Origin of the sequence: Flavobacterium orientale (assembly GCF_014638005.1) — a bacterium.
Lineage (GTDB): Bacteria > Bacteroidota > Bacteroidia > Flavobacteriales > Flavobacteriaceae > Flavobacterium > Flavobacterium orientale.
In genome coordinates, this window is record NZ_BMFG01000003.1 from 191,637 (window position 1) to 205,725 (window position 14,089).

Sequence of the window (14,089 nt, forward strand, 5' to 3'; positions counted from 1 at the left end):
AAGTAAAATAGTTGTAGGAAAACACACTTATGAAAAAAGCTTTTTTAAACTACAGAATTAATGCTTGTTTCTATTATGACAATTGATTGCATTTTTAAAGAAAAACGTAGCTTAATGAACTCAGAAACTATGCAATCACACTCTTCTTATGCTGTTAAATTTACATTTTAAATAATTTCATGAAACGAGTAATAAAAATTGAAAATGTATCTTTGCACAAAATTCAAGAAATATCATGTCAAAACCAGTAAGAGTACGATTTGCTCCAAGTCCAACCGGCCCGTTGCATATTGGTGGTGTTAGAACTGCATTATTCAATTATTTATTTGCCAAAAAACACAACGGTGTGTTCTTTTTAAGAATAGAAGATACCGATCAAAACCGATTTGTTGCCGGAGCAGAGCACTATATTTTTGAGGCCTTAGAATGGTTGGGGATTTCTCCTGATGAAACGGTGAATAAAAACGAAAAGTTTGGACCCTATCGTCAGAGCGAGCGAAAAGCGATTTACAAACAATATGCCGATCAATTGATAAATTCAGGTTGGGCCTATTATGCTTTTGATACTGCTGAGGCTTTGGATTTGCACAGAAAACAACACGAAGAACAAGGAAAAACATTTATTTATAACTGGCACAATCGTGAAAAGTTGGACACTTCTTTGGTACTTTCTAAAGAGGAAACTGATAGAAGAATTGCGTCAGGAGAGGATTTTGTGATTCGTTTTAAGACTCCGGTAAATGAGGTTTTGGAACTAAAAGACATCATTCGTGGTGATATAAAATTTGACACTAATTTATTAGATGATAAGGTTTTGTTTAAAAGTGACGGAATGCCAACCTATCATTTGGCTAACATTGTTGATGATCATTTGATGGAAACTTCGCATGTTATTCGTGGCGAAGAATGGCTGCCTTCACTCCCACTTCACAGTTTGCTTTATCAAGCTTTTGGCTGGGAATCTCCCGAATTTGCTCATTTACCATTGATTTTAAAACCAATTGGTAATGGAAAATTATCAAAAAGAGATGGAGATAAAATGGGATTCCCTGTGTTTCCTTTAGAGTGGAAAACAGACGAAGGAATTTCATCAGGATATAGAGAAAAAGGATATTTTCCGGAAGCGGTGATTAACTTTTTAGCTTTATTAGGCTGGAATGATGGAACGGACCAAGAATTGTTTAGCTTAGATGAACTGGTTGAAAAATTTGACTTGAATCGTGTTCACAAAGCGGGTGCTAAATTTGACCCAGAAAAAAACAAATGGTTTAATCATCAGTATTTGCAACAACAAAGCGATGAAAGTTTGGTAGATGCATTTAAGAAAATGATTGTAGACAAAACGGGGAAATGTGATTTCTCCTTCATCGAAATGACAAAAATCGTAAGTTTAATTAAAGAACGAGCCAATTTTGTTTCCGATTTTTGGGAATTAGCCGACTACTTCTTTGAAGCACCAACATCTTATGATGAAAAAGCATCAAAAAATTGGAAACCAGAAACACCTGATTTGATGAAACAAGTAATTGAAGTTTTAGAATCGATAGAAGATTTTACTTCTTTGAACATTGAAACCCTCTTAAAAGAATGGATGACAACCAATGAAATTGGCATGGGAAAAGTAATGCAACCGCTTCGATTGAGTTTGGTTGGGGCTTTAAAAGGGCCGCATTTGTTTGATATTATTGAGATGATTGGGAAAGATGAAACTGTTAAAAGGATTGATAAAGCAATAAACAATATATAAAACAAAAGCCCTGAAAATTCAGGGCTTTTTGGTTAGTCATTATGATTAGTTCTCGAATATTTAAGACCCTCATCTGAAGCTGAACACAATGAATCATTTGAAATTTTTCTAAATTCATGTGTTTGGACTCCTCCTGCAATTCCTCCACCGGGAGATGGTGTAATCTTTATAGTTGTTCCGTCTTCCCATTCCCATGTACCTGTTAAAGGGTTACTATTTATTGGTCCCCAACCTTGTTGATATTCTCCATCTTCTCCAAAATAATAATAATCATAATAGTAAAAAGGAGCACCTAATCCTTTGTACCAGTAACCAAAAATTTTAGATTGATTTACTCCTTGAGAATCATTGTTGTTAGAATCATCATTACTACATGACACTAAAAAGAGAAACACACTTGATAATAATAAAAATTTTTTCATAAAAATAAATTAAAGATTATTTTCAAATCTAAAATAATTAATCAAATCTAAGAAAATTTATATAAAATATTTATTCATAATAATATACTTGATTTAGGTTTATAATTCAAAAATATAATTTCAAAAGGATTCTATAATTTTTATATTTTTCAAGTTATTGTCGTAGTACTGTTTAAAGAAGAAACCGTTAAAAGAATACTAAAAGCGACAGAAAAAATTTAATTTTGTTAAAAGGTTTTACTTTTGTGACATGTTAAATGCAATTCGACATTCTAAAATAACAGTATTTGTTTGGGGTTTTATGGCTTGCTACCTGTTGAATATCAGCGTAGATGTCACCTCTTTGTTTGCCGATAACGAAAAAAAACATATTTATTATAACGAACAAGAAAGTATTATTGAGCTCGTTTTCGAAAAAGTCTTAGGCTTTGAAGATGCTATTCCTGAGAACAACACTAACGACAACGAAAAAAATCAAACGATGAAAAAAGGGTTTGCAACAGATAAATTTGTGCTACCCTTTTTTGAAATTAAAACAAAATTGATCGTCTTTAATTCTGTTCAAAAGAATTTATATTACAGCAACAACCTTCTTCTGAAACCATTTCTAGAAATTCATTCTCCACCTCCAGAGGTTTAATTTAATTTATAAATACGTTTGTTTTCTATCTGAAGACATACAAAATCATTAGTATAAATTAAAATTAAACCATCATGAATCAATTTTGTTTGAAGCAATTATTTTGCTTCCTATCGCTGCTTTTTATAAGTCAAACTTCATTTTCTCAAACCGAATTAGAAATCAATAAAACGTTGAAAGACAGTTTATATATTGATGAAGTTCAAAACAAAACCGAAAAACCAAAAGTATTACATGCTGAACCCTTATATATCGATTTAATACGAGATTTGGGAGCTCGAAAAGGCGAAAAAGAATGGAATGTTGGGTTTGGAATAACTGACAATGATCAATATGATGAATATCTAGCTTTAGTAGAATATGAGTGGGCTCCAATAGATCGATTAGGATTGGAAGTAGAATTACCTTTTACAATTTATCCATCAAACACCAACGGAATGAGTCCGGGAAGCAAGCTAAACAGTTTAAAATTAGCGGCTCAATACTCCTTTTATGTATCAGAAAAACATAAAACATCTTTGGCACTTGGTTACATTCAAGAATTTGAAATGAACGAATTCAACAATTATAGTAATGGGAGGTTATTTGTTGGAAATGTTTACAATCCTTTTTTTGTTGCAGCTAAACGATGGGGAAACAATTTCCACACTTTGCTTTACACGGGTCCGGCAATAATTCATCATTTTTCAGATAATTCGTCATATACCAATTGGCAAATTAATAGTAATGTACATTATATGATTCCGGGAACACGAAATTTCATTGGTATTGAATTTAATAAAGAAGTCACAAAAACCGATTTCGATATGACTATACGGCCTCAAATGCGGGTTGGAATTACCGAAAATTTGTTAATTGGAATTGTTACGGGAATTCCTATTAGCAGAGAAAACGAACGATTTAGTACCTTCTTTAGATTGATATATGAACCTAGTCATTAATTTAAATAGTTGTCTTGCTGAATTATAGAATTGGTTATTAAATTTTATATACCTTTGACGCTTAATTGTACTTGATTTATTTCAAAAAAAACCTGACATGACACTGTTATTTGTTTATTTGTTTATTGCTTTGTTTACTTCTTTCATTTGTTCAATATTGGAAGCTGTTTTACTTTCTACTCCACTTTCTTTTCTCAAAGCAAAAGTTGAACAAGGTGATGCCGACGCTATAACTTTTATTAAATTAAAAGAAGATATCGACAAACCGCTTTCTGCCATTTTATCGCTTAATACTGTTGCACATACCGTAGGAGCGGCGGGAGTTGGGGCACAAGCTACGCTTGTGTTTGGTGAAGCTTATTTTGGGGTTGTTTCTGCTGTTTTAACTATTTTGATATTAGTTTTAACAGAAATTATTCCAAAAACATTAGGTGCAAATTACAGTAGAGAGTTAATGGGGATTGCGGCAAAATCTATCAATGTAATGATTTTCATTACTTATCCGTTAGTGGTTATTTCTGCTGTTTTAACTAAATTACTTTCCAGAAATGAAAAAGAATTAACCACAAGTAGAGAGGAAATTTCTGCTTTAGCCAGTATTGGTACTGAAGAAGGTATTTTTGGAGAGAAAGAAAATAAAATTATTCAGAATCTTATAAAACTTAAGGGTATAAAGATTTCTGAAATTATGACACCTCGAATTGTGGTTGTCGTAGCAAATGAGGAAATGACTTTGCAAGAATTCTTAAACAATAAAGATTTTCTTCATTTTTCCCGAATCCCGATATACGAAGGAAATAGGGATAATATAACGGGTTATGTCTTTAGAGAACTTGTTTTTGAAAAGTTAGCTGAGGATCAATTTGATTTAAAATTAAAAGACATCCGAAGAGATATTGTTACTTTTCCAAAGGTTACATCGTTATTTGACGCATGGGAAGAGTTGCTACATAACAAAGAGCAAATCTCATTGATTTCTGATGAATATGGTGGAATGGACGGAATTGCAACATTAGAAGACATTATTGAAACCCTTTTAGGATTTGAGATTGTTGACGAAAAAGACAAGGTGGAAGACATGCAACAATATGCAATGGAACGTTGGAAAACAAAGCAAAAGAAATATGAAATACTAAAAAATATTTCTAAAGAAGATCTATAAATAGCATTTTTTAAAAGGGTTTCAAAAAGTTGAAACCCTTTTTTATTATTAATTTCAGAATTGAAAAAAAAATTTAATTCTACTTAAAAACAACACTTTACATGTCGCAGAAAGTTAATTCTAAAAAATCTTTTCATTAATAGTTTGTTAACTTGTAACAAACCTAATAGAAATTTCGTATCATTATACATACTAACATTTAACTATTACTTATTATGATTACTTATGTATTTATTGTTTTAGCCGTATTTCTTTTACTGGCCTCTTTTTTTACAGTTAAGCAACAATCAGCTGCTGTAATTGAGCGATTTGGAAAATACAGTAGCACCAGGCAATCCGGTTTACAATTAAAAATTCCTGTGATTGACCGAGTTGCAGGCAGATTAAACCTTAGAATTCAACAACTTGATGTTATCATCGAAACGAAAACCAAAGACAACGTGTTCGTAAAAATGAAAGTTTCTGTTCAGTTTAAAGTAATTCAGGAGAAAGTTTATGAGGCCTTTTATAAATTGGAATATCCTCACGATCAGATTACATCTTATGTATTTGACGTGGTTCGTGCAGAGGTGCCAAAACTAAAATTAGACGATGTTTTTGAGCGTAAAGATGATATTGCTGTTGCTGTTAAGCGTGAGTTAAACGAAGCAATGACCACTTATGGTTATGATATTATCAACACGTTAATTACGGATATTGATCCGGATATTCAAGTGAAAAACGCGATGAACCGAATTAACGCTGCTGATCGTGAAAAAACAGCAGCAGAATATGAAGCAGAAGCCGGAAGAATCAGAATTGTAGCCAAAGCAAAAGCGGAAGCAGAAAGCAAAAGACTTCAAGGTCAAGGTATTGCTGACCAAAGAAGAGAAATTGCAAGAGGTTTGGTGGAAAGTGTTGATGTATTGAATAAAGTGGGTATTAATTCTCAAGAAGCTTCGGCATTGATTGTTGTAACACAACATTATGACACATTACAAGCTATTGGAGCCGATGCAAATTCAAATTTAATCTTATTGCCAAATTCACCTCAAGCAGGGAGTGAAATGTTAAATAACATGGTGGCAAGTTTCACAGCAAGTAACCAAGTTGGTGAAGCTATGAAAAAAGCTAACAGTACAAAACGAGTTCCGAAAGCCAATTCTAAAGATGAATTTGGAACAACCGAAGAAAACGAATAACTAAAAAGGGCCGAAAGGTCCTTTTTTTTTTTCAAAATCTAAAAAACGAAATAAATTAGTTGTAAGGGCATTTCTTTGAGTAAAACATAAAATCATATTACCGTTTTTTTTTGGCGAATTTAAACAAATCTTACAGTGTCACTTTTGATAATAAATAATTATCGTTTTGCGTTTTATTATACAAAATAACAATAATAGAAAAGCCCGACGCAAATCGGGCTTTTTCATTTGATATTTCTATAGTTGTTGGTTTTACTCTTTTGCTTCAATTTTTGCCCAAGAATCTCTAAGACCAACTGTTTTGTTAAAAACTAATTTTTGAGCAGTAGAATCTTTGTCAACACAATAATAACCCAAACGTTGAAATTGGTATTTATCTTCCGGATTTGAAGATTGCAAACTTGGTTCAACATATCCTGTTATAATTTGCAAAGAATTTGGATTGATGTATTCTTTAAAATCTACATCTTTATCTCCATCAGGATTTTCGTGAGTGAATAATCGATCATAAACTCTTACTTCCGCTTCAACAGCATGAGGAATTGACACCCAATGAATGGTTCCTTTTACTTTTCGTTGACTGGCTTCGGTACCACTTCCTGATTTAGAATCTACATCGTATGTTGCATGGATTTCAGTAATTATTCCGTCTGCATCTTTTATAACTTTCTCACCCTTAATTATATACGCATTTTTAAGTCGAACTTCTGTTCCTAAAGTCAGTCGAAAGAACTTCTTGTTTGCTTCTTCTTGAAAATCCTCTCTTTCAATATATAATTCTTTAGAAAAAGGCACTTTTCTATACGTCATCACCTCTTCTTCCGGGTTATTTTCTGCTTCTAACCATTCTTCCTTTGCGTCGGGATAGTTTGTAATTACCAATTTCACCGCATTTAAAACCGCCATAACTCTTGGCGTTGTTTTGTTTAAATCTTCACGAACACAAAATTCTAGTAGCGAGACATCAATTAAGTTGGTTCGTTTTGCGATTCCAATTGTTTTAGCAAAATTTCTTATTGAAGCTGGCGTATAACCTCTTCTTCGCATTCCCGAAATAGTACTCATTCTAGGATCATCCCAAGAAGTAACATGACCTTCTTGAACCAATTGCATTAATTTTCTTTTACTAACAACAGTGTGCGAAAGATTTCGTCGGGCAAATTCTCTTTGTTTTGGTCGGGTTTTAGTAACATCATAAATTTGATCTAAAAACCAATCATATAATTCTCTGTGAGGTAAAAACTCAAGCGTACAAAGAGAATGTGAAATTCCCTCAATATAATCACTTTCGCCGTGAGCCCAATCATACATTGGATAAATGCACCAAGCATCACCGGTTCTATGGTGGTGTTTATGTAAAATGCGATACATGATTGGATCACGCATTAACATATTTGTGGCACTCATATTTATTTTTGCTCGCAACACGTGAGTTCCTTCAGGAAAATCACCATTTTTCATTTTTTCAAACAGTTCAAGATTCTCTTCAACTGAACGATTTCTGAAAGGACTATCGGTTCCCACTTGTGTTGGTGTGCCTTTTTGTTTTGCCATATCTTCAGAAGATTGACTATCTATATAGGCCTTTCCGTTTTTGATAAAAATTACAGCCCAATCATATAATTGTTGAAAATAATCGGAAGCATATCGTTCTTCAGCCCATTGAAAGCCCAACCATGACACATCTTTTTTAATAGCGTCAACAAATTCTTGCTCTTCTTTGGCCGGATTTGTATCGTCAAATCTAAGATTTACAGGTGCTTGATAATCTAATCCCAATCCGAAATTTAAACAAATTGCACTGGCGTGACCCACGTGTAAATATCCGTTTGGTTCCGGTGGAAAACGAAAACGCAAATTTGATTTAGGAAAACCATTTCTTAAATCTTCTTCAATTATTTGCTCAATAAAATTTAATGATTTCTCTTCTGACATAGTTCAATTTTGAAGCACAAAAATACACAAATTCAAGTTAACCTACTATATTGTGTTACAAAATAAAAACATCGATGAAATGCAATAATACACGTTCAAAAACACAGCCATAAAGTATTTACTTACAATAACATGTGTTAAATGTTACGGTTTACCGCATATTTTCATAAAAAAACGCATTTTTTTAATCTTACGTATATAACATTTAAAAGAAATATTTATCTTCGACTAGGAATTATACAACCAGTAGTAACTATTGGCTTTTATAATACTATTTCATAAAAATAATTTCAGTGAGCAAAGCAAACTGAAAACCTTAAATCAACTATTCTCGTAATAGGATTTAAAGTGTAGTAGAAATTAGTATTTAATTTGAATGTATTTTGGATGCTTTTAGGGGTAGAAGCAAACAAATATAAGCTAGTGTTATATGTATAATTATACCCCAAAGAAAAGCTATTTGCTGCTCACCTTGCTGACAACATTGTTTGTCAACACGGTTGCCTCACAAATAGTGATTGGCACACCTACCTTAGGCTTCTCACAAGCCTGTGCTTCTTCGGGTTTTAATACTTACAACGTTTCCTTTACTTTTTTTCCGGTTGCAAATCTACAAGCAGGTAATACATTCATTATTGAAATGTCTGATCCTACAGGGAATTTTGCTGGAGCTACTACAGTTAAAACATTAACAAGCACAACATCTCCGGTCAATACAAATTTTCAATTACCAACAAATACTGCGGGCGAAGGTTATAGACTTCGAGTACGAAGTACGGCTCCTGTAGCAACTAGTCCGTCAAGTGTAAGTTTCCCTGCCTATTATGCTATCCATAACCAACCTTTTTCAATAAACAACAATTCGGGTTCAATAACTGTTTGCGAGGGTTCCACATTCAATTTGCAAATTGATTCAGATGGAACGCCAGCATCACCATTGTTTTATCCTGGTTTAAATTATAAATGGTATAGAAATTTTGCAGAGATTATTGGTCAAACCGGACCTTCAATACCTGTAACACAATCCGGAAATTATTATGTAATTGTTGACTACGGAAGTTGTATTATGAATTCCTATTCAAATATTGTTGCAGTAAATATTATTTCAGGTTTTGAGTTAACTATAAACACAACTGATTCTTCCGATTTTATATGTGAAGGTTCGTCAAAAACATTGGTTTCTTCGCATCAAGACACCTCATTCAATTATCAATGGTATCGAAATAATGTAGCGATAAGCGGAGCAAATGCAGCAACCTATAATGCCACTTTGGAAGGAACTTACAAATTAATAATTACCGTTGGTTCTTGTGTTTTTGAATCAAATACTTTTTTCTTGGAACTTATCGATTTGCAAGTAAGTTTAAATACAACTGCTGTTGAAATTTTAATTCCGGGAACAACGCTTCAAATAAACGGAATTACAAATGCCATAAATCCAACATTTCAATGGAAGAAAAATGGCGTTAACATTCCTGGTGCTACTTCCATAAATTATACAGCTAATGATGCCGGAATCTATTCATTAACCGTTACAGAAACGCAAGGTTGCTCGTTAACAACAACCGTTTCCGTGGAAGTCATTTTTCCAAACAGCTTTGAAGTTGTAATTGCAAGTGCCGGAGATTATCAACAATGTATCAGCACTGAAATTTTATTAAATATTGTTCAGTTTGATGCCTTTACAAACAACGGCGTGGTTAGTTTGTTAAACAACAATTATGGTTATTCTTATCAATGGTTTAAAAACAATCAGCCAATTTCAGGAGCTACAGCTACAACTTTAACCGTTAATCAAACTACGGGTAACGGAACCTATCATTTAGTGACTACAATTCCGGGTATTGCAACTCCAGTGACATCCAACTCAATCATAATTTCATTAGGCGGTTCAAATCCGGCTGTAATAACCCAAACAGGAGCCTATTGTAACTCAACAACAACGGTTACTTTCAACAGTAATTATACCGGAACTCAATATACCTATCAATGGTACAGAAACGGTAATCCGATTAGTGGAGCAACATCGGCAAGTTATGCTACCAATCAAGAAGGAAATTATTATGTAATTGTAACAAATGGTGGTTGTCCGTTAACATCAAATACTATTTTAGTAAGTTCCACTTCGGGAACAATCACCATCAACAATCCGGCATTTGATATTATATTACCCGGTGAAGAAAAGATATTGACCACAACCACCTCTTTATCACAACCAACTTATCAGTGGTATAGAAACAACATTTTAATTTCAGGAGCCACTTCAAGTTCATATACTGCAACTTTAGATGGAATTTACAAAGTAGTTGCAACCCAAGGAACGGGATGTGCTCTTCAAGCAGAAGCATCAGTTACTTTAGGTTATCCCGATAGTTTTAATTTGACCATTAATGTTGCTGCTGGTTATCAAAACTGTGTGAGTACCACAACATCATTGGCTATTAACTCATTTGTGGCTCAAACATCTCAAGGAAACAGCAACGTGAATCCTGCAAATCCAAACTATTCGTATCAATGGTTATTTAATGGTGTTGCGATTCCTGGTGCTACTTCAATAACATACCCTATCACAAATGCATCACAAAACGGAACGTATCAATTAACCGTTAACTTACCCAATTTTGGAACCATAAGTTCTAATAATGTTGCTGTTGCATTAGCAATAACTGCTCCTGTTGTAACTGTTCAAGGTAGTTTATGTGGTGGAAACAGTGTGCAATTAATCAGTTCCGAAACAAACGCTATTTACAGTTATAATTGGTACAAAAACGGAGTAATTATTGCTGGAGCCAATCAACCAACTTATACGACATTCGAAACCGGTGCTTATCATTTAGTGCTTTCTCAAAGTTCTTGTTCGGCTTCTTCCAACAGCGTTTTTATAGAAGAGTCAAGTATAACCGCAACATTAAATGTTTCTTCAACTGAAGTTATAATTCCGGGTCAAACCAGAACATTAACGGTAACTACAAATGCGATAAATCCAACATTTCAATGGTATAGAAACAACATTATAATTAACGGAGCAACTGCGAGTACTTATGTAGCATCACAATTTGGGACCTATAAAGTTGTTGTCACTCAAAGTCAAGATTGTGTGGCCACACAAGAAGCCATTGTTAATTTAATTTATCCTGATAGTTTTACTGTCACAATAGCTCCCAACTCCAATTATTCAGCTTGTTTTAGTGATCAAACCGTTTTGAACATTACCTCTTTTGATGCTTTAACCACTTTGGGAACTATTTCAATTTTGAATAATGATTACGGATACATTTATCAATGGTATAAAAACGGAATATTGGTTGTTTCTTCCAATCAAAATACATTACCCATCACATCATTAACTGAAAATGGTGTTTATGAATTACGCATTGTAATTCCTGAATTCAACCTTGTTATTTCAAATACTGTAACTATTACACTTGGACTTCCAATGACCATAGAAATCACTCCTGAATTTACAGCAATATGTGAAAATGGAGGAAGTACTTTACTATTTTCAAATGTTACTGACTCCAATTATGTATATCGTTGGTATTCGATAGCCTTAGACCAACAAATTGGAAATCAATCGCAAATTACTATTTCTGAAGCAGGCGATTATTATTTAGAAGTAGAATATAATGGTTGTGTTTATCTCTCAAACACAGTTACCATTCAAGCTATTGATGAAACATTTATAACAATTAGTGAAGGAGATGCTTTTGAATTATTTGAAGGAGCTTCAGTTGTGGTTTATGCAACAGGTGGTGATTCCTATCAATGGTTTTTAGGAACTGAAATGGTTGGAGTGGGTTCAAGTTATACTGTGGTTCAACCGGGAATTTATACCCTAAAAGCTATGATTGGAAATTGTGAAATTGTAAAAACATTTGTAGTAACACTAAAAGAAAACAACAGTTTTGTGATTCCGAATTTTGTGTCCATAAACAACGATGGTCGCAACGATTATTGGGAAATTCCGGAAAAATATACCAACAAAGAAGATGTGGAAGTAATCATTTATTCTTCTGCAGGGAAAGTGCTTTTCAGAGCGAGAAACTATCAAAATAACTGGCCAAACGAAAACTATAGTTTAGTTAAAACAGACCCTGTTGTTTATTATACGATTTCTGAAAATGATGAAATAACTAAAAAAGGCTCTATAACAATTATAGAATAATGATGAAACATTGGTTTATACATATCTTATTACTTGTGGTTGTGTTTGAAAATAGTCAAGCACAAGATGGTCCTGTTTTGACATTTAATGTGCCAACTCAGAACACGTTACAATTTAATAGATTTTTGATAAACCCAACTTTTTCTATTGTGAGAGAAAATGAAAATTATATCACATTGTATCACAGAAACCAATGGATTCAATTTAACGATTCACCGGAATTATATATGCTAAGTTATGCCGGAAAATTTAATGAGAAAGCCGGAGCCGGAATTGGTTTATACCAACAAAACTTAGGAATCATCACCAGTTTTGGGGGAATTGCAAATTATGCTTACCAACTGCAATTAGCAGAAAATATAAAATTAGCTGTAGGATTCAATTTGGCTTATTACACAACGGGGGTTAACAGCAATAGAGCTGTAGGTAATGAGCCGGATCCTGCCATTTTAGAATTGTCTAACAATTCAATTTTAACATTAAAACCGGGGTTTAATGTTACATGGGGAAGTTTTGATGTTGGAGTATATGCTGAAAACCTAGTTGATTATGATTTCAAATCAAGTCAAATGGTTAAAGAATACTCCAACAAAACTTTTTCGGCACATGCGATGTATCATCATGACATGGAATCAAGAAAAGGCATGTTTGAAAACGGCTATTTCAGATTAATGACAAGAGGAAAAATAAATGCTACGGAAGACTTTACCTTGGGTGGTTCTGTTTTGGTAAACTTTCCTTATTTGGGATGGGTTCAAACAGGAATTGATGATTATTATGGAATAAGTATTGGAGCCGGAGCACATTTGACACATCGTTTATCTTTAGGATATACGTATGAAAGAGTGATTAATGAAGGTGCGGTTAATTTTGGTCCAACACATGAAATTACGTTGTCTTTTAGATTGTCATCTACAACAAATAAAAAAACAACTCGTGTTTTTGATTACACCAAAGGTCCGATAGATGTTGCCTCAAATAAAACAGTAAAGGAAGAAGAACTTGAAGAAGAGGAGGAAGATGTAGTATTAGTTGAAGAACCTAAAAAGAAACCATCTAAAAAAACAAATACAAAACGAACTGCCGAAACAGACGCATTAGCTGTTTCAAAAGCAATAGAAGTTGAAAAAATGAGAATGACATTGGATGATTCTAACATGAAATATTTGGAAATGATTGTTAAAGAAGATTCCATTCAAAAAATAAAAGCAGAAGATTTTGATAATCGAATGAATAACATGATGGCCTATATTGCCAGAGTTGAAAAAACTGCTCAAACCAAAGAAGAGTGCAATTGTGATGAAACGGAAGAAACAACAGTGGTCACCGAAACCACAACAACTGTTAAAAAAGGCGGAAAAACAACCCAAACCAAAGAAACGAAAAGTGATATTTCAACGCTATTATCAGGCATGAAATCAGCATCACAAGTAGAAGAAATCAAATTATCAAACACCAAAAATTCAAATGCTAATGATGAAAAAGTAGACATTAACTCAAAACTTTCAGGAATGAAATCGGGTTCAACTAAAGAAGCGGTGAGTAATAAACCCTCTTTTACTTTGAACGATGATGAAATAAAAGAATATTATTCAAAACTAACCACCAAAAAAAGAGATACTGCAAAGAAAAACTATTTAGAAATTGCAAATCAAGAACCCGGATTCTACGTCATTGCCAACGTGTTTCCAGAACCTGTTTCGGCCGACAATTTTATCAGTCAGTTACGTAAACAAGGTATTAAAGCGAATTATTTTACCAATCCAAAAAATAACTTTAGATATGTTTATCTACGCAAATATAACTCATGGAATGATGCCCTAATTTCATATTATACCAACGTAGACAACACTTATTTTGACACGATTTGGATTATGAATATCAATATTAAATAAA

The 14,089-nt window shown here is 33.3% G+C and carries 9 protein-coding genes; 7 read left to right on the forward strand and 2 right to left on the reverse strand.

What is annotated here, in order from left to right:
- Positions 1 to 235 precede the first annotated feature (235 nt).
- Positions 236 to 1,747: a glutamate--tRNA ligase gene (gltX, locus tag IEV15_RS05490; RefSeq protein WP_188361504.1), complete on the forward strand. Its 1,512-nt coding sequence runs from the start codon at positions 236 to 238 to the stop codon at positions 1,745 to 1,747.
- A 32-nt stretch (positions 1,748 to 1,779) separates the two neighbouring features.
- On the opposite strand, the gene IEV15_RS05495 is transcribed toward gltX, so the two are convergent.
- Complete coding sequence (locus IEV15_RS05495) at positions 1,780 to 2,169, reverse strand: hypothetical protein (protein ID WP_188361505.1); 390 nt, start codon at positions 2,167 to 2,169, stop codon at positions 1,780 to 1,782.
- 250 nt (positions 2,170 to 2,419) lie between these two features.
- Between IEV15_RS05495 and IEV15_RS05500 the strand changes: the two genes are divergently transcribed.
- The 4 genes from IEV15_RS05500 to IEV15_RS05515 all read left to right on the forward strand — a co-directional run bounded on the left by IEV15_RS05500 (position 2,420) and on the right by IEV15_RS05515 (position 6,093).
- On the forward strand, positions 2,420 to 2,809 hold the full coding sequence (locus IEV15_RS05500; RefSeq protein ID WP_188361506.1) for a hypothetical protein: 390 nt from the start codon (positions 2,420 to 2,422) through the stop codon (positions 2,807 to 2,809).
- Between the two features lie 74 nt (positions 2,810 to 2,883).
- Positions 2,884 to 3,750: an HAEPLYID family protein gene (locus IEV15_RS05505; RefSeq protein ID WP_188361507.1), complete on the forward strand. Its 867-nt coding sequence runs from the start codon at positions 2,884 to 2,886 to the stop codon at positions 3,748 to 3,750.
- A 97-nt stretch (positions 3,751 to 3,847) separates the two neighbouring features.
- Positions 3,848 to 4,912 carry a CNNM domain-containing protein gene (locus IEV15_RS05510; RefSeq protein ID WP_188361508.1) on the forward strand — a complete coding sequence of 355 codons (1,065 nt, stop codon included), beginning with the start codon at positions 3,848 to 3,850 and terminating at the stop codon, positions 4,910 to 4,912.
- A 215-nt stretch (positions 4,913 to 5,127) separates the two neighbouring features.
- Positions 5,128 to 6,093 carry an SPFH domain-containing protein gene (locus IEV15_RS05515; protein ID WP_188361509.1) on the forward strand — a complete coding sequence of 322 codons (966 nt, stop codon included), beginning with the start codon at positions 5,128 to 5,130 and terminating at the stop codon, positions 6,091 to 6,093.
- Positions 6,094 to 6,345: 252 nt separating this feature from the next.
- Here IEV15_RS05515 and IEV15_RS05520 read toward each other — a convergent pair whose 3' ends face one another.
- Positions 6,346 to 8,028 carry a glutamine--tRNA ligase/YqeY domain fusion protein gene (locus IEV15_RS05520; protein WP_188361510.1) on the reverse strand — a complete coding sequence of 561 codons (1,683 nt, stop codon included), beginning with the start codon at positions 8,026 to 8,028 and terminating at the stop codon, positions 6,346 to 6,348.
- 430 nt (positions 8,029 to 8,458) lie between these two features.
- On the opposite strand from IEV15_RS05520, the gene IEV15_RS05525 reads away from it, so the two are divergent.
- Complete coding sequence (locus IEV15_RS05525; protein ID WP_188361511.1) at positions 8,459 to 12,193, forward strand: T9SS type B sorting domain-containing protein; 3,735 nt, start codon at positions 8,459 to 8,461, stop codon at positions 12,191 to 12,193.
- Positions 12,193 to 14,088 (forward strand): PorP/SprF family type IX secretion system membrane protein, encoded by a 1,896-nt coding sequence (locus IEV15_RS05530; protein WP_188361512.1) that lies wholly within the window; start codon positions 12,193 to 12,195, stop codon positions 14,086 to 14,088. Before IEV15_RS05525 ends, IEV15_RS05530 begins: the two co-directional genes overlap by 1 nt.
- The last annotated feature ends 1 nt before the right edge of the window (position 14,089 follow it).